Origin of the sequence: Rothia mucilaginosa (assembly GCF_901875305.1) — a bacterium.
GTDB lineage: Bacteria > Actinomycetota > Actinomycetes > Actinomycetales > Micrococcaceae > Rothia.
Genome location: NZ_CABFLY010000002.1, coordinates 479,357 through 504,882, shown reverse-complemented (window position 1 = coordinate 504,882; position 25,526 = coordinate 479,357). Strand labels below are relative to the sequence as shown.

Here is a 25,526-nt window from a genome sequence, read left to right as displayed (position 1 = left end):
ATCGAATCCTACCCCACCCAAATGACCATCCAATACGGCAACGGCGACGAGGATACTTTCTACACCATGGGTAAGCCGGTTAGCAGGGCACGCGGCGAAGAGTCACGCAAGACCGCCACCAGTTATGTGTATAAGCGTTCGGGTAACTTCCATGCCTACGCAACGGTGTCATACTCTGGTCGTTTCCGCGTGAACGGCGGCGATTGGCAGGCGTTGGATGTTGTGTTGACGAAGGAAACTGTCGACCCGCTACTGGTGCGTGTGTGGTGGGTTGATGTGGGCCGTGTGGCAGGTGACTGCAGCTACGACGACACCAGGTGGGGTTGCAAGAATGATCCCACTATGGGCAAGCCGGATAACCCGAACCCCAGGTTGCGCAAGGCCGATATTCGTACCGGTCAGCGTTGGCACCTGAACGATAGCGGTGACGGGGATACGGAGTATTCGTTGCACCGCGACTGGCCCGACATGTAAACCAGCTCCCTGTTGCGGGTCTTACGCTGAGAAGCCACATGTCTTTCGAGAAGCCACCATCGTTGTGGCTTTTCGAAACACATGTGGCTTCTCGGCGTTAATGAGGCCGGTGACCCGGGGCGTCAGCATCCAACAGCCAGCACCCCGGGCACCCGTCGGCTAAACCCTAGTTGCCGAAGCCCTGCAGGGTTGCTGCCCAGGCGCGGCGCGCCTCCAGAGCTTCCTTAGCCTTGGCAATCTTCTTGGAGTCGCCGCTCTTCTCGGCTGCGGCCAGCTCTGCTTCCAGCTCTGCGAGGGAGTCCTCAATCTGTGCGAGCAGGGAGTTTGCGCGGGCTGCCTTGGCGGGGTCGTTGCGCTTCCACTTAGCCTCTTCGGCGCCGTTGATTTCATCCTGAATGCGGCGTAGCTCGCCGTCAATGCGGCGCAGGTCGTTGCGCGGCACGCGGCCGGCCGCATCCCAGCGATCCAGAATCTTCTCGAAGGCGGCCTTCGCTGCCTCAATATCCTCGACGGGCAGGAGCGCACGTGCCTCTTCGAGCAGGCCCTCCTTGACCTTCAGGTTCTCGGCGTAGACGGCATCCTGCGCGGCCTCAGCCTCGTGGCGGGCGTTGAAGAACACGTCCTGAGCGGCACGGAAACGAGCCCACAGCTTGTCATCCTCACGGCGGTGGCCACGCGGAACCTGCTTCCAGGCGTGCATCAGGTCGCCGTAGGCGCGGGAAGTCTCAGACCAGTCAGTCGAGGTGGACAGCTCCTCGGCGCGAGCAATCAGCTCTTCCTTCGCACGCTTGATGCGTGCGTTACGGTCGTCCAGCTGCGAGAAGTGCGCGCGGCGGTTACGGTCGAAGGTGGTGCGGGCGGCACGGAAACGCTTCCACAGTTCGTCCTCCACGCTCTTGGCCAGGTGAATCTCGCGCTGAGCCTTCTTCCACGCTTCGAACAGCTCGTTCATACGGGTGTGCGAGTTCTTCCAGTGAATCTGCTCGGGGTCCTGGCCAGCAATCTGCTCGGCCTCGGCCACAATCTCTTCACGCACGGCCAAGGCACGTTCGCGGTTCTCGGTGCGGGCCTGCTGCTGCTTTTCGCTTAGTTCAGCAATCTGCTCAGCGAGGGTGATGAGGCGCTTCTGCAAGCCGGAGTAGTCGCCAACCATGTTGCGCACGCCAATCTGCGAACCGATGGAGGCGATACCCTTCTGCAGGTCCGCGGCAGGGGCGTTATTGGCCAGGCGCGACTCGAGCAGGGCGACCTGCGCCTCAACGTTTTCAAACTTACGGGCGAAGTAGCTGAGCGCTTCATCTTCGGAGGCGCCGGGCAGCTGACCTACGGCGTACTCTTCGCCATCGACAATGACGAAGACGTGGCCGTCCTCGGAGACGCGACCGAACTGGCGGGCCTTCTCGAGGTTTACAGTGTCGTCGGATTTGGTAGTCACCGCTATAACTCTTTCACTCGGGGGTGCCGGATGCGGGGAGCGCCTTCGCGCCGCCTCGCCGAGGCGTGGGCCGCGGCCATCCGCGGGGCACCCGTTGGGTTGTGCGTGTGCACCTCCTAAGCATAGCCGGTACGGGCCGCGCGTGAGTAGTGTCCGGTCGTGTTGTGTTCGTGGCGAACTGCCGCCGCGCATGCGAGCCGCGACTGTTTCGTTGAGCCGCTACCGTTATTGCTCCCGCCGCCGCGCACGCGAGTCGCCGGCATTGTTCACGCCGCATCACTCAGGTAGTACCATCTCGGCAACATCGCTTCGACCCCCATCCGCCGTCGTCACGTTCAGGCGTGCCGGGCGCGGGCGTTCCCGTCAACCCACGCCCCGCATCCGGCGAATACGGGAGCCCCCGCCGTGCGTGCGGGTGTTGGTATGATGATAGATATGCCCGGCACCGTAGAGCGCCGGGGTTTTGTTGTCGAGTTCTTTATCAAGGAGTAGAGCGCATGGCTCGCAAGGCGTCGCTGTCTGGTTTCCCCGAGTATCTTCCGGCTGAACGACTGGTTGAGAACCACGTTCTCGACACCCTGCGTGAGACTTTTGAGCTGCACGGTTTTTCCCCGATTGAGACTCGTTCGGTAGAGACCATTGAGCAGCTGCTGCGCAAGGGCGAAATCGACAAGGAAGTGTACGCCATCTCGCGCCTGCAGGAGGACGACTCCGCGAAGGCCAAGGAGAAGCTGGCCCTGCACTTTGACCTGACCGTGCCCTTCGCCCGCTACGTGGTGGAGAACGCCGGCTACCTGAACTTCCCGTTCTCGCGTTACCAGATTCAGAAGGTTTGGCGTGGCGAGCGCCCGCAGGAGGGCCGCGCCCGCGAGTTCACCCAGGCGGATATTGACGTGGTTGGCGACGGCGAGCTGCCGTTCCGTTACGACGTGACCCTCGCGCTGGTCGTTGTCGACGCGCTGTCGAAGCTGCCGATTCCCGATTTCAAGCTGCGCGTGAATAACCGCAAGCTGGCCGAGGGCTTCTACCTAGGCCTGGGCCTGACCGACACCGCGGCCGTGCTGCGTTCCATCGATAAGCTGGAGAAGATTGGTCCGGAGCGCGTGGCCGAGGAGCTTCAGTCCGAGGCTGGTGCGAGCGCGGATGCTGCCGCTGCCGCCCTGGAGCTGGCGCAGATCCGCACCGAGGACGCATCCTTCGTGGAGCAGGTGCGTGCGCTTGCCGCTAAGTATTCGGTGGAGCACGAGCTGCTGGATCAGGGTCTTGCTGAGCTGGCTGAGGTCATTGAGGAGGCGTCCCGCCGTGCGCCGGGTAAGGTGCTGGCTGACCTGTCGATTGCTCGCGGTCTGGACTACTACACCGGCACCGTGTACGAGACCGTGCTGGTCGGCCACGAGTCGCTGGGTTCGATTTGCTCGGGTGGTCGCTACGAGTCGCTGGCCTCGAACGGTAAGAAGACCTACCCTGGCGTTGGCCTGTCCATCGGCGTGACCCGAGTGGTGGCTCGCATCCTGTCGCAGGGCTTTGCGCAGGCAAGCCGTAAGGTGCCTTCGGCCGTGTTCGTGGCCCTGACGAATGATGAGGGCTGGTCCGCCGCGAACGATGTTGCGGATGCACTGCGTGCCCGCGGCATCGCCTGCGAGGTCTCAGCGAACGCCGCGAAGTTCGGCAAGCAGATTAAGTACGCCGAGAAGCGCGGTATTCCGTTCGTGTGGTTCATCTCTTCGGATGAGTCTGGTGCCCCGGTTCACGAGGTGAAGGATATCCGTTCGGGTGAGCAGGTGCCCGCCGATCCGAATTCGTGGATGCCGCCGGCTGAGGACCTGCACGTTCAGATTGTGCGTGCTGAGGGTCTGTAAATACCTGTAATACCCGTATTATCTGGCCGCTGTAATTTTAAGCCCGTATATCGGTGGGTGGTTTAGTAACCCGGTGGATGGGCTAGTCGCGTTTGGGATGGTTAAGACCCACCCCAAACGCGGCTAAACCACCCACAAACCGAAACCGCGACCCATTGAGAGGCGACCGGGTTCACCGCAGAAGCAACCTCCGCAGGTGCGCCACGACTTCCCGTTCTTTCTGGAAGATATCGGCCCAGGTTAGATGTACAACCGTCCAGCCGGCGCGGGTGAGCGCCCGGTCGCGGGCCGCCTCCTGCCGGTCTCGACCCGGGTAATCGACGTACTTCTGTTCGCCGTCAAACTCGAGAATGACCCGCAGCTCGGGCCAGGCGAAGTCCGTTCGGTAGCGTCGACCCTCGCACACAATCGGGTACTGGGTCACGGGGGAGGGCAGCTCGTGCTCCATCAGCAGGCACCGGGTGAGGCTTTCGCCGGCCGACTCGCTGGACGCATCCATTGCGCGAACAACGAGTGACCCATTCGAGCGGCCGCACCCCGTAAGGTGCGTGAGGGTGCCGGTAACTGCCTCGGGCGTCAGGAGCCCCTGTCGCATCACGGAGTCGGCCAGCACCACGGCGTTCCGAAAAGGCATGGTCCGCGCGCAGTCCTGCAGCGTGCGAGTCACGATTGTGACGGGAATGGGAGTACCCGGAATTGTGGTCACCTCACCGGAGTCAAGAGCGGATCTGTGCCGGCGGATTCGCCCCCGGTCCGAGGAACTTTTAGCGTTGCTGTACACGTTCAGCATTGTCGGAACGGCCATCAGGTCGAGCCCCCAGAGCACCGCGGCTGATTCGTGCGAGAAGGCCCCTCGGAGGCCGGCCTTGTGGGCGGCGATGCATCGCACACGAAGCCGATCGTCGTCTCGAAGGCCGGTAACGTCAGAGGCATAGATGTAGGCCCCTCGCTGGATGCGTTGCAGGGCCCCGGAGGCTATCAGTCTGTTGACTTCCCTCGCCCCAATTCCCCGCAGTTTAAGGATGCGCGTGGTCAGTACGAGGGAGTACAGTTCGGCGGTTCGTGGGGTGCGGGTGGTCGAGGTGTTCATACCCATCAGACTGTCACAGCGTGGCCGTTGCGCGTAGTGAAAATCAAAATCTGTGGATAATCCGGCTGACTGTGCGGGAAGACTGTTCATCCACAGGGGAGAGGTTCGTCTCGCCGGGTGGGGTCTGGGTGGTCTAGGGGGGGAGTCTAGTAACTCGGTGGGTGGTTTACTCACTTGACGGATAGGTTAGTCACCAGGCAGGTGGGTTAGTCGCATCTGCGGTGGGTCTTAACCACCCCAAATGCGAATAAACCACCCGTAAACCTAAACCGCCCCCACCACCCGCCTTAACCTCCTTCCACAAGAGAACCCACACCCCGACCTGCCCCAGACGGGATACAATGGATAAGGCGCACGCAGTGTGCGCATATCATCAACCGCGAGTACCCGGCTACTGTCTATAGTCGTGAGGTGCCCGCTATGAAAGGAATGTCTGTGCTTCGCACTCACACCAACGGCGAGCTGACCGCCGCAAACATTGGAGAGACTGTTACCCTGACCGGTTGGGTGGCTCGCCGCCGCGACCACGGTGGCGTCGCCTTCGTTGACCTGCGTGACCGCGAGGGCGTCACCCAGTGTGTTTTCCACGATGAGGCTGACTTTGAGCACCTGCGCAACGAGTACGTTCTGCGCGTGACCGGTAAGGTTTCTAAGCGCCCGGAGGGCAACGAGAACCCGAACCTGGCGACCGGCGAGATTGAGGTTGAGGTGTCCACCGTTGAGGTGCTGAACACCGCGGCCCCGCTGCCTTTCCAGATTGACGAGCACGTTGAGGTGGGTGAGGAGGCGCGCCTGCGCTACCGCTACCTGGATCTTCGCCGCCCGGAGCCGGCTCGCATCATGCGCCTGCGTTCGGACGCGAACCGTGCGGCACGCAACCTGCTGGCCGAAGACGGTTACATTGAGGTTGAGACCCCGACCCTGACCCGTTCCACCCCCGAGGGTGCACGTGACTTCCTGGTGCCGGCTCGTCTGGCTCCCGGTTCGTGGTACGCTCTGCCGCAGTCCCCGCAGCTGTTCAAGCAGCTGTTGCAGGTGGGCGGTATTGAGAAGTACTACCAGATTGCTCGCTGCTACCGTGACGAGGACTTCCGCGCGGACCGTCAGCCCGAGTTCACCCAGCTGGACATCGAGGCTTCGTTCGTTGATCAGGAAGACATCATTGACCTGGGTGAGCGCATCGTTGAGGCCGTGTGGAACCTGATTGATGTGAAGGTTCCCCGCCCGATTCAGCGCATGACCTACAAGGACGCGATGGAGAAGTACGGTTCGGACAAGCCCGACCTGCGTTTTGGTCTGGAGCTGACCGAGCTGACCGAGTACTTCAAGGACACCACTTTCCGCGTGTTCAAGGCCCCCTACGTGGGTGCCGTTGTGATGCCCGGCGGCGCTTCTCAGCCTCGCCGCACCCTGGATGCTTGGCAGGAATGGGCTAAGCAGCGCGGTGCTAAGGGTCTGGCTTACGTCCTCATTCAGGAGGATGGCGAGCTGACCGGTCCGGTGGCTAAGAACATTACTGACGCTGAGCGTGCTGGCCTGGCTGAGGCTACCGGCGCGAAGCCGGGCGACTGCATCTTCTTCGCTGCGGGTGAGGCTAAGGCTTCCCGTGCGCTACTGGGTGCTGCTCGTGTTGAGATTGGTCACCGTACCGGCCTGATTAAGGATGGCGAGTGGTCCTTCGTGTGGGTTGTTGATGCCCCCATGTTCGAGTCTGCTGCTGAGGCTACTGAGTCCGGTGACGTGGCTCTGGGCCACTCTGCGTGGACTGCTGTGCACCACGCGTTCACCTCCCCGAAGCCCGAGTTTCTGGATACCTTTGACACCGACCCGGGTTCGGCTCTGGCCTACGCTTACGACATTGTCTGCAACGGTAACGAGATTGGTGGCGGCTCGATCCGTATTCACCGCCGTGACGTGCAGGAACGCGTGTTTGGCGTGATGGGCATTGGCGAGGAAGAGGCTCAGGAGAAGTTCGGCTTCCTGCTGGATGCGTTCAAGTACGGCGCCCCGCCCATGGGTGGTATTGCGTTCGGTTGGGACCGTGTCGTGTCCCTGCTGGCCGGTGTTGACTCGATTCGCGAGGTTATCGCGTTCCCGAAGACCGGTAACGGCTACGACCCGCTGACTGCCGCACCTGCACCGATTACCCCTGAGCAGCGTAAGGAAGCTGGCGTTGACTTCAAGCCGAAGAAGAAGGACGAGGAATAATCTTCTTTAGCCTTTGGTCGTGCGCCCCGTGGGGGGTGTGAGACTGTGCGGCGTGAACCCGGCGGGGTGTTGAGCTTTGGGCTGTGAGGCTCGGGCTCGAGTCTTGCCGGGGTCGCCGTTGAGGGTGGGCTGTGTATTCTGCTGGTGCAGGGTCGCAGCCCATCTTTTGTATCAACTGGCGTGCGTGCCGATCTGTGTACTAGACAAAGGGGAGGGGAGCATGCGCATCCTGATTGCCGGCCCGAGCGGTAGCGGTAAGACGACGTTTGCGGCGCGGTTGGGGCGCATCCTGGGCATTCCGCATACGGAGATGGATTCGCTACACTGGGGGCCGAGCTGGACTCCGCGCCCCGGTTTTGAGGCGGACGTTCAGGCGCTTATTGAGCAGCCTGTGTGGATTACGGAGTGGCAGTATCCGCAGGTGCGTGGCCGCCTGCTGGAACGTGCGGATGTGGTGATTTACCTGCGCTATAGTCGCGCGGTGGTGATGTGGCGTGTGGTTCGCCGGACGGTGTGCCGTGCGGTGACGGGTCAGAAGCTGTGGGCGGATAATGTTGAGCCGCCGCTGTGGAATATTCTGCGCGACCCGGACAACATGATTCGGTACACGTGGAGGAGCTACCCGCACGTCGGGGAGTTGCTGGCGGAGGCTCGCGGGCAGCATCTGCAGAAGCGGTTTATTGAGTTTCGTACTCCGCAGGCGGCGAACCAGTTTTTGCGTGCCGTGCAGCTGCGCGGCACGCTCTGATGGCGGCTGGCTAAACCGGGGCGGCTACGTATCCAGCGCGCCCGCTATAAATATGTGAGATGTATGAGCCCGGTGAGAGCCGGCTCCAAGTTGAAAGGTGAACGATGCGAGTAGTTATTCAGCGCGTGACCCGCGCGGCGGTGCGCGTGGCGGGTGAGACGGTCGGCGCGATTGACCAGCCCGGCTACCTGGTGCTGGTCGGTATCACGCACGGTGACGGTGCGGCGCAGGTTGCGAAGCTTGCCGATAAGACCGCGAACCTGCGCCTGCTGGAGGGGGAGAGGTCCCTGCTGGATGAGGGCGCACCCGTGCTGGCGGTCAGCCAGTTCACCCTGTACGGGGATGCGAAGAAGGGCCGCCGCCCCTCCTGGTCTGCCGCCGCACCCGGTCCGGTGAGTGAGCCGCTGTTCAACGACTACGTGGAGGCGCTTCGTGAGCGTGGCCTGCACGTGGAGACCGGCGTGTTCGGTGCGGACATGCAGGTGGAGCTGGTCAACGACGGCCCGGTGACTCTGATCCTCGATAGTGAGACTCTCTAGGGCGGCGCTTTCGATAGGTTAGTGGATTGTCCCGAGGTTTATAGCCTTGCCCCGGGGTTTAAAACCCACGGCGAAGACACTAACCTATCGAAAACCCGCGTGGTGTCACGCCGCGAGCTAAATCCGCAGCTGTATATCCACACCCCGTACCCGCCTCCAGATTGTGAAACGATAGAGTAAGACTATGGCTGATTCCCTCTTTGATCTTGAGTTGCCCGATGACGGGGACCGCGTGAGCCTGATTGGCACGCCCTCCGAGGAGCCCGCCTCCTCGCGTGCCTCTGTGTCGCGTGCGCGCTCTGCCCGGTCGGCATCCCGCGCGCCCCTGGCGGTGCGTATGCGTCCGCGCACCATTGATGAGGTTCTCGGCCAGGAGCACCTGCTGACTCCGGGTGCGCCTCTGCGCGTGTTGGCGGGGGAGAACGCCGGCCCGGCTGGCCCGTCCTCGGTCATTCTCTACGGCCCTCCAGGCACCGGTAAAACCACGCTGGCGCATGTGATTGCGCGCGCGCCGGGTCGTAAGTTCGTGGAGCTTTCGGCGATTACTGCGGGTGTGAAGGATGTGCGCGCGGTCATGGATCAGGCGCTACTTGACCGCGATATGTACGGCATAACCACCGTGCTCTTCCTGGATGAGATTCATCGTTTCACGAAGGCTCAGCAGGATGCGCTCCTGCCCGGTGTGGAGAACCGCTGGGTGATTCTGGTGGCGGCTACGACGGAGAACCCGTCGTTCAGCATTATTTCGCCGTTGCTTTCGCGCTCGCTGCTGCTGCGGGTTCATTCGCTGGAGCAGTCCGATATTGAGCGTCTGATTGACCGTGCCCTGGCCGACCCGCGCGGTTTTGGCGGCGCGGCGGTGATTGACGCGGATGCGCGCGCCCACCTCGCGGCGGTTTCCGGAGGCGACGCTCGCCGCTCCCTGACCTCGCTGGAGGCGGCGGCTGCGATTGCGTTTAGTGAGGCTGAACAGGATTCGGCAGAGGTCGGCGGCTCGCACGGAGACAACCCTACAGAAACCGCAGAAACAACTGAGGGCGGCCCCGATACTGCCAACACCGTCGGTGCAGACGCCGCCGAAGACTCGGAAGACCCGGCAGGGGAGAAGGGCCCGGAACCCGCCGCGCCCGTGCGCATCACGCTGGCGCACGCCGTGGAGGCCGTGGACCGCGCCGCGATTCGTTACGATCGTTCGGGCGATCAGCATTATGACGTGGTGAGTGCGTTCATTAAGTCCATGCGCGGCTCCGATGCGGATGCCGCGGTGCATTACTTGGCGCGCATGCTGGAGGGCGGCGAGGATCCGCGTTTTGTGGCGCGTCGCATCATGATTCTGGCGAGTGAGGATATTGGTTTGGCTGATCCGCAGGCTTTGCAGGTGGCGACGGCTGCGGCGCAGTCGGTGGCGCTGGTGGGCATGCCGGAGGCGCGCATTATCCTGTCGCAGGCGGTGATTTATTGTGCGCTTGCGCCGAAGTCGAACGCGGCGTATAACGCGATTAACCGCGCCATTGCGGATGTGCGGGCGGGTGCTTCGGGGCAGGTTCCAGTGCATCTACGTGACGCCCATTATGCGGGGGCTAAGCAGTTTGGTCACGGTGACGGCTACATTTATGCGCACGATGCGCCGGGCCACGTGGCGGCGCAACAGTACCTGCCGGATACCCTGCGCGGCACGGTGTATTACGAGCCGACTCAGCATGGTTTTGAGCGTACGTTGACGGAGCGCCGCGAGCGTATCCGCAGGATTCTTGACGGTGGCAACTAGCCGCACGGAATAGCCGGGCTGACTAACGATGCCACTAACCGCGCCGGCCGGTTAGTCGCACAAACTATCCGCACGAACCGGCCGGCGCAAGCGGTGAGCGTATACAAAATGCGGTGCGCAGTACCTCGGTCGTACTGCGCACCGCATGAGAGTTTGAGTTGTGATAGACATCTTGACTGTCGGCCAATCCCGGAAGGGCGGAGGTCAAGCTTGTTATGTTCTTTAGTCTAGGCGATATGCGAGCTTGAAAGCAAGCTATTCCCATAGATTCACAGGTTAAAAATAACGAAATGATTACAATCCAACATCGCGGCGCCACAATTTTCCGGAGAGGGCGTGCCTAAATAGCTCTGACGGGTGCAAATATTCCTTGTTGGGTTTATGTGGGTAAGTATCAAAAACACACATGAACGGTAATGTGGGCTAAAAATTTTCCATAAGGCTGGTAAAGCCGGGGCGCATCCGGTAAGCTTGACGGGTCTGGCAATTGCTATGCCCGCATCCGTGTGGGCATGAGTAATGTAGCTGCGAGGTACTCTGCCTCGCGCTCTCCGCCTCACCGCCGTGCAGCAACGACCGAATCGGTCGCGCGCGGGCTACGGCGAGGTCACCCGAGGAGGCCAGTATCCAATAGACCGAGGCCCCCACCCTCACGGGTGCAGGAGCCTCACATAGAAAGGTAGATTGTGGCTAAGCACAACCGCACCCGCCATACCGTGCGTCAGTCCCGTGCCCTGGGCATTGCTCTGACCCCGAAGGCAGAAAAGTACCTCGAGCGTCGTCCTTACGGCCCCGGCCAGCACGGCCGTGCCCGCAAGAAGGCTGACTCCAACTACGCTACCCAGCTGAAGGAAAAGCAGCGTCTGCGCGCTCAGTACAACATCCGCGAGGCACAGATGCGCCGCGCATACCTCGAGGCAAAGCGCGTTGAGGGCCAGACCGGTAAGAACCTGGTCGAGCTGCTCGAGACCCGCCTCGATGCCCTGGTTCTGCGTGCAGGTTTCGCCCGCACCATTGCTCAGGCACGTCAGATGGTTGTTCACCGTCACATTCTGGTTGACGGTGTTCGCGTGGACCGCCCCTCGTTCCACGTCAAGCCCGGCCAGCTGATTCACGTTCACCCCAAGGCTGAGAAGACTGTTCCCTTCCAGGCTGCGGCTGCTGGCGAGAACCAGGCAGTTCTGCCCGAGGTTCCGGCATACCTGAACGTTGAGATTGAGAAGCTGCACGCAAAGCTTGAGCGTAAGCCCAAGCGCGAAGAGATCCCCGTGGTCTGCGACGAGCAGCTGGTCGTTGAGTACTACTCGCGTCTGGCATAATCTCGATTTTTCGAGAAGCAACCCGTTCCGTACCGTTTCGGTGGGGGACGGGTTGTTCCCGTTTAAGGGCTCGGCTTGGGGGATTGAGTCCCGGGATGCGGGCTTCGCGTCGGCTCTTTTGGGAACCTGTGAATTGTTCAATCCTGAGAGTTTCATGAGAGTTTAAGGGGCGCGAGAAGGAATTTTCGACTAGAATAAAGGATTGAACTGTGTATACAGTCCGGCCGATGCGCCATGGCGGCGTGCCGGTGAGTACGACTATTGATAAGCACCATGCGTTACGCGAAATGAGGTACAGATGACTGGCGGAGATATTGCAGGCCTGATTGCGGCGGGAGTTTTTGCGATTCTCGTGGCTCTGCTGGCCCTTCCCATTATTCGCCTGACCAAGGTGTTTGATGAGCTGATTGTGACGATTCGTTCACTCAACCAGAGCACCGCCCCGCTCATTGAAGAGGTGACCCGCACTGTGGTGACCACTAATGAGCAACTTGAGAAGGTTGACGACATCACCTCGAATGTTTCGGATGCTTCCGCGAACGTTTCGGCCCTGTCCTCGCTGGTGACCTCGACCGTGGGTCAGCCGCTGATTAAGGTGGCTTCTTTCTCCTACGGTGTGCGCCAGGCCTTCCGTGGCGGTAGCAAGTCCGGTCAGCATGGCGGCACCTCCTCGACCGCGGGTGGTGAGAACTAATGGGCCTGCTTCGATCCGTTCTTCTGCTCGGTGCTGGCGCCGCGGCGGGCTACCTCGCTTCCCGTCGAGCTTCCTCCAAGCCTGCACAGCGTACCCCCGGTAGTGCCCTGCTCCAACGCGAGCATGGCGAGCTGGCCCTCAACCCGGAGTCTCAGATGGCAAAATTCTTCGATTCGCCCCTCGGTAAGCCCCTGCAGCCCTACGCCCTGAAGGCCGTCGAGTTCGCCGCCCGCGTGCGCGAAGGTATGCAGGAGAAGGAGATGGAGCTCAACGCCAAGGTGGAGCGCCAGAAGCAGGACCTGCGCCCCGGCTCCCTGGACACCTGGGAGAGGAACATGAGCTCGACCGAGATTGAGGCCGCTAACCGCCGCATTGCCGAGCGTGAGCTCATTGAGGTGGAGTCGCAGATTGCCTCGTTGGAGAAAGCCCGCGAGCAGCGCATCGCCCGCGACCGCGAGCTCGGGGACGGCTTCTTCAACTAACTAGACTTAGGCCGAAAGGCCGCCGTCTGCTGGACTGTCCGACCGTTGCGCAGGGTGTTGCGAGGAGCCTTCAAAGGCCTCTCGATTAGCCATTTTGCGCGCGGAGAGGCACCATAGGTCAGTAGACTATTTAGAATTTCGTACAGATTATTCAAAGGAACGAGATGCTCTCACAGGAGATTTCCAAGCGCTGGATCGATTTCTTCGCTTCCCGCGGCCACACCGTGGTGCCTTCGGCATCGCTGATTTCGAACGAACCCGGCGCCATGTTCACCATTGCCGGTATGGTCCCGTTCATTCCCTACTTCCTGGGCCGTGAGACCCCTCCGTTCTCCCGTGCAACCAGCGTGCAGAAGTGCATCCGCACCCTGGATATCGAAGAGGTCGGTAAGACCGCTCGTCACGGTACCTTCTTCCAGATGGCCGGTAACTTCTCCTTCGGTGATTACTTCAAGGAGCAGGCGATTCCCTTCGCCTACGAGCTGCTGACCACCCCGCAGGATCAGGGTGGCTTCGGCCTGGATCCTGAGCGCCTGTGGGTCACCATTTACGAGGGTGACGATGAGGCCTTCGACATTTGGCACAACAAGGTGGGCTTCCCGGCTGAGCGTATTCAGCGCATGGGCATGAAGGAAAACTACTGGTCCACCGGCCAGCCCGGCCCTGCAGGTCCCGACTCCGAGATTTTCTACGACCGCGGCCCCGCCTACGGTAAGGAAGGCGGCCCTGCGGCTGACGACGACCGCTACATCGAAATCTGGAACCTCGTGTTCATGCAGTACCAGCGTGGCGAGGGCATCGGCAAGGATGATTTCGAGATTCTGGGTGACCTGCCCAAGAAGAACATCGATACCGGCCTGGGCGTTGAGCGCCTGGCTATGCTGTTGCAGGGTGTCGAGAACTTCTACGAGACCGACCAGGTGCGTCCCGTGCTGGATGCAGCCTCCAAGCTCTCCGGCAAGAAGTACCACGGCTCTGAGTCCGCTGAGGACGAGGGCTACGAGGACGACGTGCGTATGCGCGTGGTGGCCGACCACATCCGCTCTTCGCTCATGCTGATTGCCGATGGCGTAACCCCTTCGAACGAGGGTCGCGGCTACATTCTGCGCCGCCTGATGCGCCGCGCAATCCGCGCTATGCGCCTGCTGGGCGTGACTGAGCCTTGTCTGCCCGTGCTGCTCCCGGCTTCGCGTGATGCGATGAAGGGCGCTTTCCCGTATGTGGCCGACGACTTCGAGCGCATCTCCCGCATTGCGTACGCCGAGGAGAAGGCCTTCCTGCACACCATTGAGACCGGTACCGAGCGCCTGGAAGAGGCTGTGGCCGCAGCTAAGAAGGACGGCTCGAACTCCGTTTCCGGTGCTGAGGCCTTCGCACTGCACGACACCTACGGCTTCCCGATTGACCTGACCCTCGAGATGGCTGCTGAGGCCGGTGTGAAGGTTGACGAGAAGGCATTCCGTGAGCTGATGGCTGAGCAGCGTCACCGTGCGCAGGCTGACGCTAAGGCTAAGAAGGGTGCGTTTGCTGACCTCTCCGAGCTGCGTAGGCTCGTGGACGAGCGCGGCTCCATCTTCACCGGTTACACCGAGTTGCGCACCGAAACCAAGCTGCGCGCCATCCTGGTGGACGGCGTGTCCGTGCCTGTCGCTAAGGCTGGCGACAAGATCGAGGTTGTTCTGGACGAGACCCCGTTCTACGCCGAGGCCGGTGGCCAGGCAGCTGACACCGGTGTTATCACCGGCAACGGCTTCATCATTGACGTTCAGGACGTTCAGCAGCCCGTCAAGGGCCTGAGCGTTCACCGTGCCGTCGTACGTGAGGGTGAGGTTCACGTTGGTGCCGATGTTGTGGCACAGGTTGACGTGCAGCGCCGCCGCGACGGTGAGAAGGCACACTCGGGTACCCACATCATCCACGCCGCTCTGCACCAGGTGCTCGGCAAGGAGGCAACCCAGCGCGGTTCCTTCAACAAGGAAGGCTACCTGCGCTTCGACTTCGCGTGGGGCGAGGGCCTGTCCGAGTCCGCTAAGCACGAGGTGGAAGAGGTTGCTAACCTCGCCATCCGCGACAACCACGAGGTGATTACCCGCGTGATGCCGCTGGCCGAGGCGAAGGCTCTGGGTGCCATGAGCCTCTTCGGCGAGAAGTACGGCGACGTGGTGCGCGTGGTTGAGATTGGCGGCGACTTCTCCCGCGAGCTGTGCGGTGGTACCCACGTGGGCACCTCTGCCGAGATTGGTTCGCTGTCGCTGCTGACCGAGAGCTCCGTGGGCTCCGGCAACCGCCGTGTTGAGGCCTTGGTGGGTCTGAACTCATTCAACCACCTAGCCGCTGAGCGCACCCTGGTGAACCAGCTGACCGGCCTGATGAAGGTTCAGTCCTCCGCAGACCTGCCCGAGAAGATTAACCAGACCCTGGCTAAGCTGAAGGCCGCCGAGAAGGAGCTGGCTCAACTGCGTCGCGAGAAGCTGCAGGCCGAGGCCGGCAAGCTTCTGGAGAGCGCACAGACCATCGGCTCCGTGCGCGTTCTGGCCCACAACGCCGGCGAGCTGGACGCCAACGGCGTGCGCGAGCTGGCCCTGGACCTGCGTTCCCGCTTCGGTTCCGAGGCCGCTGTGGTGGCCGTGGCCGGTGTGTCCAACGGCCGTCCCGTGATTCTCGTGGCAACCACCGAGGGTGCTCGCTCCGCCGGCGTGAAGGCTGGCGCACTGGTCCGCGTGGCCGCAGGCGTGCTCGGCGGCGGCGGCGGCGGTAAGGACGACGTCGCTCAGGGCGGTGGCCAGGATGCATCCAAGATTGGTGCCGCTCTGGACGCCGTTCGCGACGCTATCGCGCAGGCTCAGGCCTAAACATGGCAGAATTCCAGCGCGGAGTGCGGATGGGTGTCGACGTGGGTAAGGCCCGCGTCGGCACCGCCCTCAGCGACCCTGACGGCATCCTCGCCACCCCGCTCAAGACGCTGCGTCGCGACGAGAAGAAGAACTCTGATCGTCGTGTTCTGCGCAAGCTGATTGAGGTGAACGAGGTGGTGGAGGTGTTCGTTGGCCTTCCGAAGACCATGCGCGGCGGGGAGTCCTCCTCGACCGAGATGGCTCGGGAGTACGCTCAGGCTCTGCGCTCCGAGCTGGATGCCGAACATAAGACACACATTAACATTTGGCTGGTGGATGAGCGACTCACCACCGTGAGCGCTCACCGTGCACTGCACGAGGCTGGGGTTTCCAGCCGAGATTTTAAGACTATGGTTGACCAGGTGGCGGCTGTGAATATTTTGCAGTACAGCCTGGATGCCCTCAAGGCAGGGCAATCTGTAGCCGGGTACAAGGTGAGCGATCCGGCCCACGAAGAAGACCGACCGTCCGAGTCAGAAGGGACCACGGTCGGGGCCGTCAACGAAACGGAGAACCTTCAGTGACCGAACAGAATAAACAGCCCGAGGAACACCCCGAGGAAAGCGGGCTGGACCTTTTCACGCCGACGAAAGCCGACGAAGAGAAGGGTATTACCGGCATTACTTTGGAGCACGAGGTCGTCTCTGTAGCGACTCTGCGTGCTCGTAAGCGCCGTCGCCGCGCTATCATGCTGAGCGCTATGTCGCTGTTCGTGGCGGCTCTGGTGATTATTTCCGTCGCTTTTATTGCGCGGTACGACCCGTTCAAGACGCGCGATTACTCTGGTGGAGGTAATGGCACAGCCGTGACGTTCACGATTCGCTCGGGTCAGTCTACTGTGCAGGTGGCGGACGAGCTGGAGGCCGCCGGTGTGATTGCTGATGCTGATAAATTTATCGAGGTGTACAGCAAGGAAAGCAAGGGCAAGTACCTGCAGCCTGGCACCTACGACTTGCAGCAACACATGAGCAGTTCCAGTGCCATCAACACCATTATTCAGGCGAACAGCAACGTGCTGTACTTGGCAATTCCGCAGGGTAAGCGCGTGACCGAGACCATCGATTTGATTGTTTCGGGTTCCGATGGCGCGTTCACCCGCAAGCAGGTTGAGGACGCAGTCAGCAACTACACCCAGTACGGCGTGCCGAGCAACTTCCCCTCGATTGAGGGTTGGCTGCATCCGGGTGAGTACCGCTTCCCGAAGGATACCGACATCAAGAAGGTCATTCAGACCATGGTTGATAAGACCAAGGCTGACCTGAAGGAAGCCGGTGTGAGCGGCGATCAGAAGACCTTCGAGGTGCTAACCATCGCCTCCATCGTGGAGCTTGAGGCTCAGCCGAAGGACTACGTGGCGGTTGCGGGTATCATCGAGAATCGTCTGAACAACCCGGATGGTGAGACCTCCGGTCTGATTCAGTCGGATGCGACCGTAACCTACGGTCTGGGTGTCCGCTCTTACCACCTGACTGAGGAGCAGAAGGCCGATAAGAGCAATAAGTACAACACTTATGCGAATAAGGGTTTGCCGAAGGGTCCGATTGGTTCCCCGCAGCTGGCGTCCATCAAGGCCGCTGCTGCTCCGGAGAAGAACCCGTACTACTACTGGGTGACCGTCGACCTGGATTCTGGCGAGACCAAGTACTCCCGCACTTACGCTGAGCACCAGCGTTACGTGGAAGAGTACAACCAGTGGTGCTCAAAGCACCCGAACCGTTGTAGCTAAGCTGTAGCTGATGCAGAGGGCGGGCGCCGTTCCCATGAGAGTTGGGCGGTGCCCGCCCTCTGGTGTACCCGCTAAAATGGGAGGTGGCCCCCGCGGCCGTCCGTGCCCCAGTGTTGAGAAAGAGAGCGAGAGTCCATGCCGACCGAATCCTACCGTGAGGCACCTTCCGTGCGCCGCGCCTACGTGCTGGGGCACCCGATTGATCATTCGCTCTCGCCAGCGCTGCATCGGGCCGCGTATGCGTACCTGGGGGAGGCAAACCTGGGGTACGACCGTCGCGACACCCTGCCTGAGGATTTGCCGACGATTATGCACCGTGTGCGTCACCCGAAGGGTACGGAGGATGCCCCGTACATTGCGGGCCTGTCGGTGACGATGCCGTTGAAGACCGCCGTCATCAAGTATTGCGATGAGCTGAGCGAGACCGCCCGCGTGACCGGTGCGGTGAACACGGTGTATCCGCGCGGTGAGAAGGTTCTGGGTGATAACACCGACGTAATCGGCATTGTGAGCGCATTGTTGCACGCGGGTCTGGAACCGGACCCCGAGCGTGACGAGCCCGCCGTGATTGGCGGGGGAGCGACCGCGATATCCGCTCTGACCGCCCTGCACAAGCTGGGGTACCGATGCGTGAGCGTGTACGCCCGCTCTCTGCACAAGCTGGGTGACCTGCAGGCCGTGGCCGAGCACCTGGGTGTGCAGCTGTCGACCGTGGCCCTGGCCGAGTTTCCTGCCAAGCAGAAGGCGCGCCGCCACAACCCCGTCATTTCAACCCTGCCGGCCCGTGCGGCGGATGACTGGGCCCCGCAGCTGACCGACCCTGCGGGAGCCCCCGGGGCCGCTGTGCGCTCGGTACTGCTGGATGTTGCGTACAACCCGTGGCCTTCGGTGCTGGCGAGCGCCTGGGAGGCGAGCGGGGGAGCCGTGGTGTCCGGTCTGGAGATGCTGCTTTACCAGGCTGTTGAGCAGGTTTTGCTCTTCACGGACCGTACCCTGCAGCCCGCCGAATTGCTGGGTCTGATCAATGAGATGTGCGAGGCGGTAGGTCTTCCGTCCCGTGAACACCTCCCGGCACCGCTCGCCGAGTAAAGCCCGCATTTTATACACTTTTTACATTGAAGAATTATGAATCCTTCCACCTGCGCTGCGCTGCGGGTGACACGAAAAGAGGTTAACCTATGGCCCTGCGTTGGCTCACTGCCGGAGAATCCCACGGCGAGGCGCTCGTTGGCATCATTGAGGGTGTTCCCGCCGGTGTGGAACTCACCAGCGACATGGTGCGTGACGCCCTGGCTCGCCGCCGTCTCGGCTACGGCCGCGGTGCCCGCATGAAGTTCGAGGAGGATCGTGTGCGCATCCTGGGTGGTGTGCGCCACGGCCTGACTCAGGGCGGCCCGGTCGCTATTGAGATTGCCAACACCGAGTGGCCCAAGTGGACCGACGTGATGAGCTCCGATCCGGTTGACCCCAAGCTGATTGAGCACCGCGCTCGTAACGCGGCGCTGACCCGCCCGCGTCCCGGCCACGCCGACTTTACCGGCATGCAGAAGTACAACTTCTCTGAGGCTCGCCCGGTGCTGGAGCGCGCCTCCGCACGTGAGACCGCGACCCGCGTGGCTCTTGGCGTGGTTGCCGCTCAGATTTTGAAGGCTCTGGGCGTTGAGTTGGTCTCGCACACCGTGGCTGTGGGTGGCGTGCACGCCCCCGAGGGTGCCCCCGTGCCTTCGCCCCGCAACGTTGACCAGCTGGACGCTGACCCGCTGCGCTGCTTCGACAAGGCAACCTCTGACGCGATGGTTCAGCGCGTGGACGAGGCGCACAAGGACGGTGAGACCCTCGGTGGTGTGGTTGAGGTGCTCGCGTACGGTATGCCTCCCGGACTGGGTTCGTACGTGCACTGGGACCGCCGCCTGGACGCGCGCCTTGCTGCAGCCCTGATGGGTATTCAGGCCATTAAGGGCGTTGAGGTTGGTGACGGTTTCGCCACCGCCGACCGCCCCGGCACTGCCGCTCACGACGAGATTTCTATCGGTGAGCACGGCGTTACCCGCGATACCAACCGTGCCGGTGGTATTGAGGGCGGCATGAGCATTGGCGACCTGCTGCGTGTGCGCGCGGCCATGAAACCCATTGCGACCGTGCCGAAGGCTCTGAAGACCATTGACACTTCCACCGGTGAGCAGGCTCGCGCCCACCACCAGCGTTCGGACGTGTGTGCTGTTCCCGCCGCCGGTGTGGTGGCGGAGGCTATGGTCGCCCTGGTGCTGGCTGAGGCGGCACTGGAGAAGTTCGGTGGCGACTCGATTGGTGAGACTCGCCGCAACATGGATTCCTACCTTGAGGCCATTCCGGCTTCGCTGGCGTGGGAGTCTAACGTGGCCGGTTGGGACGCGTAGTGCCCCTTCCGGCGGAGTCTGAGGGTCGCGGTTTCGGGGAGGTTTCTGTGGAGCAGGGTGTTCGCCCGGTCGCTTCGAGCCCCCTTGCGCGTATTGCTGCGGCTGCGCAGCGTGCGCGAGGGGGCGCTTCGCCGCGCCCGGAATCCGGCGTATCGGAAGCCGGTGTATCTACCGCAGCTGAGCAGGCTGTTGAGGCCACGTCGGCTGAGGATACCGCCCGTGAGGCTTCTTCCCGCCGGGCGTCTCGCGTGCCTACTCCGGCCGACCTGATGCGTTCGGGTGTTCGCCCCCGGCCCGCCGCCCCCGTGAGCGTGCGGGGCGTGCGTCTGTATGCTTCCTCGGCCTCCGAGGATGCTGACCCGGCCGCGGGCCTGGACGAGGACCTGCGCCTGAAGCTGCTGAGCGCCCTGCAGGGCATGGCTGAGGAAGAGCCTCGCGAGGAGCCCGCACAGGCGGAAGCACCCAAGTCTGCGGCCCCGAAGCCCATAGCTCCCAAGCCTACTGCTCCTAAACTGGCACCCCCGAAGCCGACCGTGCCGAAACCCGCCGCACCCAAGCCGTTGCGTCCGACCCCGGCGCTATTCGGCAAGGTGCAGGTTTCAGCGACCGAATCTGTGGCCGAGGAGATTGCGGCGGTGGACTCCGCCGAGGCCGCCGCCGAGGTTGAGGCGCGCGCCGCATCCGAGGCAGAGATGGACGCCGAGCTTGGCGCTCGCGAGGCAACCCAACGTGAGGCGATTCGAGTCGAGGTCAGTGATCTTGAATCTGGTGAGTTTGCACAGGCTGAGTTCGAGACTGTTGAGCTTGAAGTCATTGAGTTCGAGGAATCTGCCCGCATCCACCCGCAGCAGGTGCGCGAGATGCACGAGAACTTTGCCGAGCAGTCACGCCCCATCGTGCTGATAGGTCCCATGGCGGCGGGTAAGACTTACATTGGCACGCACCTGGCGCGTTTCTACGGCTACGAGTTCCTGGACGCCGACCAGCTCATCGTGGAACGCCACGGCGAGGTCTCCGAAATTTTCGAGATTTTCGGGGAGGCGCACTTCCGCGAGCTGGAACGCAAGACCATCGAAGAGGTGCTGACCTCCCCGGTGTACCGCAACACGGTGTTTTCGCTCGGTGGCGGCGCGCCCATGACCGACTCGGTTGCGGAGCTCCTCAAGGACGAATGCGTGGTGTACATCCTGGTTGACGCCGAGACCGTCACCCCGCGCATTACGGGCAATAAGACCCGCCCGCTGCTGCAGCCGAACCCGGTCGAGCGCTGGACCGATATTTTTGAGCGTCGCCGCACCCGCTACGAGGAGCTGGCGCACTTTACCCTGGACGCTCGCGGCGGCCGACCCATTACCGAGATGACCGCAGAGATTCAGGCGTACGTCACCGCCAGCCGCAAGGCGCGGGCGAACAACTCCTGACCCCTTCCTACCCACTCTCCTGTGAAAGGACACACGATGAGCACTCAGCCCACCTTCGGCGCTTCCGGCGAAGCGGATATCACCCGTATTCCGGTGACCGGCAGCTCCCCGCGCGAGAACTACGAGGTGCTGATTGGCCACAACCTGCTCGGCACCCTGCCCGAGATTCTGGGCAACCGCACGAAGAAGGTGCTCGTGATTCATCCGCGTGCCCTGCGTTCCACGGGTGAGCTGGTCATGGAGGACCTGCGCGCGATGGGTTACGAATCGTTCAGCGCTGAGATTCCCGACGCCGAGGAGGCCAAACACTACCAGGTGGCGGCGTTCTGCTGGCAGGTGCTCGGCCAGAACGACTTCACCCGTACTGACGCGATCGTGTCTGTGGGCGGCGGTGCTATTACCGACGTTGCCGGTTTCGTGGCGGCGACCTGGCTGCGCGGCGTGCGCGTGGTGCACATTCCGACCACCCTGCTCGGCATGGTGGACGCCGCCGTGGGCGGTAAGACCGGCATCAACACCGCCGAGGGTAAGAACCTGGTCGGCGCGTTCTGGCCGCCCGCCGCGGTGCTCTGCGAGATCGGCACCCTGCGCACCCTGCCTGAGCATGAGCTGCTGACCGGCATGGGTGAGGTCGTCAAGTGCGGCTTCATCGCAGACCCCGAAATTCTTGACCTGATTGAGGCGAACCCGAACGCCGTACGCGACTCGCAGTCCGCCGTGATGCGTGAACTCATTGAACGCAGCGTGCGCGTGAAGGCGGAGGTGGTCTCCGAGGACCTGCGTGAATCCGGCCGCCGCGAAATCCTGAACTACGGCCACACCCTCGCCCACGCCATCGAGCGCAACGAACGCTACCAGTGGCGTCACGGCGCGGCTGTTGCGGTGGGCATGGTCTACGCCGCCGAACTGGCGCTGGCAACCGGTCACGCCGACGAGGAGCTCGTGGCACGCACCCGCCGCATCCTCGAATCTCTGGGCCTGCCCACCTCCTACAAGGCAGACGCATGGCCCCAGCTGCTCGAAGCGATGCGCCGCGACAAGAAGGCACGCGGCAACCTGCTGCGCTTCATCATTCTTGACGGTTTGGCTCGCCCGCGCGTGTACGAGGTGCCGGACGAATCGATTCTGTACATGACCTACCAGGAGATTACCGAGTAGGTGATGAGTCCCGTATATTCACCGGATGCACACGGCACATGCCCGCCGCATATGGCAGTCAGCATGCGCCAGCCGGGCGGGGTGCCACAGAAACTGTGGTGCCCCTACTAGGCAAATTCGTGCACATCCGGTAGAATGTACGGGACATATTTTGCTCATTGAAAACTTAGCGCCGCGCCGGGTACCACTACGGCGTGGGCGTCGATGACACGAAGGAGAGCCCCATGGCATCCACTACCGATATTAAGAACGGCGCCGTCCTGAAGATTGACGGCAACCTCTGGTCCGTCGTTGAGTTCCAGCACGTGAAGCCCGGTAAGGGTGGCGCGTTCGTTCGCACCAAGCTGCGTAACGTTACCTCCGGTAAGGTCGTCGACCGTACCTTCAACGCTGGCGCTAAGATTGAGACCGCAACTGTTGACCGCTCCGACTACCAGTACCTGTACCAGGACGGCGACGACTACGTCTTCATGGACATGAAGACCTACGACCAGATTAACGTTCCCGCAACCGTTGTTGGCGACGCAGCAAACTACATGCTCGAGTCCCAGACCGCAACCATCGCTCTGCACGACGGCACCCCGCTGTACATCGAGCTGCCCGCATCCGTGGTCCTCGAAATCACCTACACCGAGCCCGGCCTGCAGGGTGACCGCTCCACCGGCGGCACCAAGCCCGCAACCGTTGAGACCGGCTACGAGATTCAGGTTCCCCTGTTCCTGGAGACCGGCACCAAGGTCAAGGTTGACACCCGCACCGGTGAGTACCTCGGTCGCGTGAACGACTAATGAATTCGCGTACGAAAGCCCGATTGCGCGCCCTCGAAGTGCTCTTCGAGGCGGATCAGCGCAACGAAGATTATATTGAGGTACTCCGCCGCCGCCGACTGTACACGGTAGCGCAGATTTCTGCTTACTCTGAGGAAATCATTCGTGGCGTCCGCGACCACGATGAAGAAATCCGCGAGTTTGTGGAGACTTACGCCCGTGACTGGTCCTTCGAGCGTATGCCCGCCGTGGACCGTGCCGTGCTACGTATTGGCACTTGGGAGCTTCTGTACAATGACGAAGTTCCGGATGCTGTCGCAATTTCTGAGGCTGTCGGTCTGGCGCGTGTGCTGTCCACGAATGAATCTCCGAAGTTCGTGAACGGTCTGCTGGATAAGCTCCGTCAGGTGAAGCCGACCCTGCTCGCGTAACACGTCCCGCCGCGGCCTGCCCGCCAGCCCGTAGCTGGTTGGTTCGCTGTTTGAGGATGCACCCGCAGGGGAGCGTACGTGAAACCCCCGCCGTACTGTAGTTCGCTACAGGACGGCGGGGGTTTTCTGTGTCTAGGTTGAGCTTGTTTTGTGCCTGGGTTTGGGATGTTGTGCCGGATGTTCTCGCTGGGTTTGGTAGCGACAGAGTTGAGGCTTCACCGGACAACGCAGGCGGGGGAGTGCCCCCTCTGCGGCGCTGAGCGCCTTGAGGACGGAGCCCCCGCCCCGCGTGCCCGGTATGCGCCTCGAGGATGGAGCCCGCCCCGCTCCATACCAGCTCCGTCCCCGCCATGAGCGGTCTCTCGCCGAACCTGAACGTAGCCTGTGAACTGTGGTACCCTACTAGAAGCACAAAACCTTTAAATCCGTCCCGTGAGGCGGGGAAGGAGACGGCTATGCCTGGGTCAACTGTGCCCACATCCGGCACCAATCAGGGGCAGAATCTCACTGAAGCCCCCCATTCGGCAACCCCTCAAAGCACCTTGCAGGACGCGACCACCGTCGGTCGCACCATCCTCAGCGAGGACGAAATTCGCCGCGCCCTCACCCGCATCGCCTACGAAATCATTGAAACCAACAAAGGTGTAGAAAACCTCGTACTCATCGGTATCCGCTCCCGCGGCGTGCCCCTCGCGGCACGACTCGCAACCCGCATCCAGGCGCTTGAACCGAACTTCACCGCAGAAGACCGCCTCGGCGCCCTGGACATCACCGCCTACCGCGACGACCAGCGCGATGCCCCCGAACCGCAAACAGCGGGGGAGAGCATCATACCCACCATCGGCATTGAAGGTAAAACCGTAGTCCTCGTTGACGACGTCCTCTACTCCGGCCGCACCGTACGCGCCGCCCTCGACGCCCTCAACGCCCACGGACGACCCTCCATGGTACGCCTAGCGGTCCTCGTAGACCGCGGACACCGACAACTACCCATCCGCGCTGATTATGTGGGTAAAAACCTGCCCACCAGTGCCACCGAAACCGTGCGCGTCGTACTGACCGAAACTGACAACGCAACAGACCGAGTCGATATTATCCAGCTGGGAGGGCTCTCATGAAGCATCTGCTCGACACCCGCGAACTAACCCGCGAAGAAGCCATCGAAATCCTTGACGTCGCCGACTACATGGCGCAGGTCAAAGCCGAAAACCGCACCCTCAACGTGCTCAACGGTAAGACCGTCGTCAACCTCTTCTTCGAGGACTCCACCCGAACCCGCCTCTCCTTCGAATCCGCTGAGAAGCGCCTGGGCGCGGCCGTCACGAACTTCTCCGCCTCGGGCTCCTCTCTCTCCAAGGGTGAGTCGCTCAAGGACACCGCGCAGACCCTCAAGGCAATTGCTGCGGATGCGTTCGTAATCCGCCACTCCGCCTCCGGCGCACCGCAGCGCCTCGCTGAAGCAGGCTGGACCGACATCCCCGTACTCAACGCGGGCGACGGCACCCACGCGCACCCCACCCAGGCGTTGCTCGACGCGGTCTCCCTGCGCCAGTACAAGGCAGAACGCGGCGGTCTGGACAGCCCCCGCGGCACCGACCTGTCCGGTATGCGCGTGCTCATCGTCGGTGACATCCTGCACTCGCGCGTGGCACGCTCCAACCTCTGGCTGCTACACACCCTCGGCGCGCAGGTCGTCTTCGTCGCACCGCCGACCCTGCTGCCGCTGAACACCGCCTCCTGGGTTGAAGAAGCAGGCCTGGAAATCTTCCACGACTTTGACGAAGCCATCGCCACCAACCCGGACGCCGTCATGTTGCTGCGCATCCAGAAGGAACGCATGCGCGCCGCGTACTTCCCCTCCGCCGAAGAGTACACCGAGCTGTGGGGTCTGACCGCCGAACGCTTCGCAACCCTGCAGGCGCAGCCTCAGCCGGTCGCAATCCTGCACCCGGGCCCCATGAACCGCGGCCTGGAAATCTGCACCGACGCCGCCGACGCCGCCAACTCCTGGGTTCTGCGCCAGGTCAGCAACGGCGTGGCGCTGCGCATGGCGGTGCTCTACCTGCTTCTGACCGACGGATCCAGCGCCAAGCTCTACGCCGGCGACGAATCCTAAA

General features: G+C 62.2%; 21 protein-coding genes and 1 pseudogene. 20 read left to right on the top strand and 2 right to left on the bottom strand.

Translation table 11 applies throughout. The features are described 5' to 3' along the window. Window positions 1-474: pseudogene (locus tag JX292_RS04165) on the top strand (peptide ABC transporter ATPase); the annotation flags it as partial. 166 nt (window positions 475-640) lie between these two features. Here JX292_RS04165 and JX292_RS04160 read toward each other — a convergent pair. Beyond that, window positions 641-1,909, bottom strand: a complete 1,269-nt coding sequence (locus JX292_RS04160; protein ID WP_204861747.1) for a DUF349 domain-containing protein — start codon at window positions 1,907-1,909, stop codon at window positions 641-643. 497 nt (window positions 1,910-2,406) lie between these two features. On the opposite strand from JX292_RS04160, the gene hisS reads away from it, so the two are divergent. Continuing rightward, the gene (hisS, locus tag JX292_RS04155) at window positions 2,407-3,768 is read left to right on the top strand and encodes a histidine--tRNA ligase (protein ID WP_204861745.1); all 1,362 of its coding nucleotides are present in this window, start codon (window positions 2,407-2,409) and stop codon (window positions 3,766-3,768) included. 172 nt (window positions 3,769-3,940) lie between these two features. Here hisS and JX292_RS09000 read toward each other — a convergent pair whose 3' ends face one another. Then, window positions 3,941-4,402 (bottom strand): endonuclease domain-containing protein, encoded by a 462-nt coding sequence (locus tag JX292_RS09000; protein WP_239653628.1) that lies wholly within the window; start codon window positions 4,400-4,402, stop codon window positions 3,941-3,943. A gap of 891 nt (window positions 4,403-5,293) precedes the next feature. Here JX292_RS09000 and aspS point away from each other — a divergent pair. The 18 genes from aspS to JX292_RS04060 all read left to right on the top strand — a co-directional run bounded on the left by aspS (window position 5,294) and on the right by JX292_RS04060 (window position 25,525). After that, a complete protein-coding gene (aspS, locus tag JX292_RS04145; protein WP_204861743.1) occupies window positions 5,294-7,066 on the top strand; it encodes an aspartate--tRNA ligase in 1,773 nt (590 codons plus the stop codon). Window positions 7,067-7,286: 220 nt separating this feature from the next. Further along, entirely contained in the window at window positions 7,287-7,814 is a 528-nt protein-coding gene (locus JX292_RS04140) for an adenylate kinase (RefSeq protein WP_204861742.1), read from the top strand. 104 nt (window positions 7,815-7,918) lie between these two features. Then, window positions 7,919-8,353: a D-aminoacyl-tRNA deacylase gene (gene dtd / locus JX292_RS04135; protein WP_204861741.1), complete on the top strand. Its 435-nt coding sequence runs from the start codon at window positions 7,919-7,921 to the stop codon at window positions 8,351-8,353. A gap of 184 nt (window positions 8,354-8,537) precedes the next feature. After that, window positions 8,538-10,121 (top strand): replication-associated recombination protein A, encoded by a 1,584-nt coding sequence (locus JX292_RS04130; RefSeq protein ID WP_204861740.1) that lies wholly within the window; start codon window positions 8,538-8,540, stop codon window positions 10,119-10,121. Between the two features lie 686 nt (window positions 10,122-10,807). Continuing rightward, window positions 10,808-11,440, top strand: a complete 633-nt coding sequence (rpsD, locus tag JX292_RS04125; protein ID WP_204861738.1) for a 30S ribosomal protein S4 — start codon at window positions 10,808-10,810, stop codon at window positions 11,438-11,440. A 298-nt stretch (window positions 11,441-11,738) separates the two neighbouring features. After that, complete coding sequence (locus JX292_RS04120) at window positions 11,739-12,134, top strand: DUF948 domain-containing protein (RefSeq protein ID WP_204861735.1); 396 nt, start codon at window positions 11,739-11,741, stop codon at window positions 12,132-12,134. Next, entirely contained in the window at window positions 12,134-12,616 is a 483-nt protein-coding gene (locus tag JX292_RS04115) for a peptide chain release factor 4 (protein WP_204861733.1), read from the top strand. Before JX292_RS04120 ends, JX292_RS04115 begins: the two co-directional genes overlap by 1 nt. A 164-nt stretch (window positions 12,617-12,780) precedes the next feature. Further along, window positions 12,781-15,468, top strand: coding sequence for an alanine--tRNA ligase (gene alaS / locus JX292_RS04110; RefSeq protein ID WP_204861731.1), 2,688 nt, complete (start codon window positions 12,781-12,783; stop codon window positions 15,466-15,468). Window positions 15,469-15,470: 2 nt separating this feature from the next. Next, entirely contained in the window at window positions 15,471-16,034 is a 564-nt protein-coding gene (gene ruvX / locus JX292_RS04105) for a Holliday junction resolvase RuvX (RefSeq protein ID WP_204861730.1), read from the top strand. Continuing rightward, on the top strand, window positions 16,031-17,236 hold the full coding sequence (gene mltG / locus JX292_RS04100; RefSeq protein ID WP_204861729.1) for an endolytic transglycosylase MltG: 1,206 nt from the start codon (window positions 16,031-16,033) through the stop codon (window positions 17,234-17,236). The genes ruvX and mltG overlap by 4 nt, the downstream gene beginning before the upstream one ends. Window positions 17,237-17,371: 135 nt before the next feature. Continuing rightward, window positions 17,372-18,325, top strand: coding sequence for a shikimate dehydrogenase (locus tag JX292_RS04095; protein WP_204861728.1), 954 nt, complete (start codon window positions 17,372-17,374; stop codon window positions 18,323-18,325). Between the two features lie 89 nt (window positions 18,326-18,414). Beyond that, entirely contained in the window at window positions 18,415-19,632 is a 1,218-nt protein-coding gene (aroC, locus tag JX292_RS04090) for a chorismate synthase (RefSeq protein WP_204861727.1), read from the top strand. Next, the gene (locus tag JX292_RS04085) at window positions 19,632-21,053 is read left to right on the top strand and encodes a shikimate kinase (RefSeq protein ID WP_204861723.1); all 1,422 of its coding nucleotides are present in this window, start codon (window positions 19,632-19,634) and stop codon (window positions 21,051-21,053) included. Before aroC ends, JX292_RS04085 begins: the two co-directional genes overlap by 1 nt. A gap of 36 nt (window positions 21,054-21,089) precedes the next feature. Beyond that, window positions 21,090-22,211: a 3-dehydroquinate synthase gene (gene aroB / locus JX292_RS04080; protein ID WP_204861722.1), complete on the top strand. Its 1,122-nt coding sequence runs from the start codon at window positions 21,090-21,092 to the stop codon at window positions 22,209-22,211. Window positions 22,212-22,435: 224 nt separating this feature from the next. After that, window positions 22,436-22,999, top strand: a complete 564-nt coding sequence (gene efp, locus JX292_RS04075) for an elongation factor P (RefSeq protein WP_204861720.1) — start codon at window positions 22,436-22,438, stop codon at window positions 22,997-22,999. Further along, complete coding sequence (gene nusB / locus JX292_RS04070; RefSeq protein WP_005505934.1) at window positions 22,999-23,409, top strand: transcription antitermination factor NusB; 411 nt, start codon at window positions 22,999-23,001, stop codon at window positions 23,407-23,409. The genes efp and nusB overlap by 1 nt, the downstream gene beginning before the upstream one ends. Before the next feature lie 455 nt (window positions 23,410-23,864). Continuing rightward, window positions 23,865-24,527, top strand: a complete 663-nt coding sequence (gene pyrR, locus JX292_RS04065; RefSeq protein ID WP_239653627.1) for a bifunctional pyr operon transcriptional regulator/uracil phosphoribosyltransferase PyrR — start codon at window positions 23,865-23,867, stop codon at window positions 24,525-24,527. Further along, complete coding sequence (locus tag JX292_RS04060) at window positions 24,524-25,525, top strand: aspartate carbamoyltransferase catalytic subunit (RefSeq protein ID WP_204861718.1); 1,002 nt, start codon at window positions 24,524-24,526, stop codon at window positions 25,523-25,525. The genes pyrR and JX292_RS04060 overlap by 4 nt, the downstream gene beginning before the upstream one ends. The last annotated feature ends 1 nt before the right edge of the window (window position 25,526 follow it).

Excerpts from the sequence above, each read along its gene's own strand:
- hisS (WP_204861745.1), top strand. The coding sequence starts at position 2,407 with ATGGCTCGCAAGGCGTCGCTGTCTGGTTTCCCCGAGTATCTTCCGGCT.
- JX292_RS09000 (WP_239653628.1), bottom strand. The coding sequence starts at position 4,402 with ATGCCTTTTCGGAACGCCGTGGTGCTGGCCGACTCCGTGATGCGACAG.
- JX292_RS04140 (WP_204861742.1), top strand. The coding sequence starts at position 7,287 with ATGCGCATCCTGATTGCCGGCCCGAGCGGTAGCGGTAAGACGACGTTT.
- dtd (WP_204861741.1), top strand. The coding sequence starts at position 7,919 with ATGCGAGTAGTTATTCAGCGCGTGACCCGCGCGGCGGTGCGCGTGGCG.
- JX292_RS04130 (WP_204861740.1), top strand. The coding sequence starts at position 8,538 with ATGGCTGATTCCCTCTTTGATCTTGAGTTGCCCGATGACGGGGACCGC.
- JX292_RS04120 (WP_204861735.1), top strand. The coding sequence starts at position 11,739 with ATGACTGGCGGAGATATTGCAGGCCTGATTGCGGCGGGAGTTTTTGCG.
- JX292_RS04115 (WP_204861733.1), top strand. The coding sequence starts at position 12,134 with ATGGGCCTGCTTCGATCCGTTCTTCTGCTCGGTGCTGGCGCCGCGGCG.
- alaS (WP_204861731.1), top strand. The coding sequence starts at position 12,781 with ATGCTCTCACAGGAGATTTCCAAGCGCTGGATCGATTTCTTCGCTTCC.
- ruvX (WP_204861730.1), top strand. The coding sequence starts at position 15,471 with ATGGCAGAATTCCAGCGCGGAGTGCGGATGGGTGTCGACGTGGGTAAG.
- JX292_RS04095 (WP_204861728.1), top strand. The coding sequence starts at position 17,372 with ATGCCGACCGAATCCTACCGTGAGGCACCTTCCGTGCGCCGCGCCTAC.
- aroC (WP_204861727.1), top strand. The coding sequence starts at position 18,415 with ATGGCCCTGCGTTGGCTCACTGCCGGAGAATCCCACGGCGAGGCGCTC.
- aroB (WP_204861722.1), top strand. The coding sequence starts at position 21,090 with ATGAGCACTCAGCCCACCTTCGGCGCTTCCGGCGAAGCGGATATCACC.
- efp (WP_204861720.1), top strand. The coding sequence starts at position 22,436 with ATGGCATCCACTACCGATATTAAGAACGGCGCCGTCCTGAAGATTGAC.
- nusB (WP_005505934.1), top strand. The coding sequence starts at position 22,999 with ATGAATTCGCGTACGAAAGCCCGATTGCGCGCCCTCGAAGTGCTCTTC.
- pyrR (WP_239653627.1), top strand. The coding sequence starts at position 23,865 with ATGCCTGGGTCAACTGTGCCCACATCCGGCACCAATCAGGGGCAGAAT.
- JX292_RS04060 (WP_204861718.1), top strand. The coding sequence starts at position 24,524 with ATGAAGCATCTGCTCGACACCCGCGAACTAACCCGCGAAGAAGCCATC.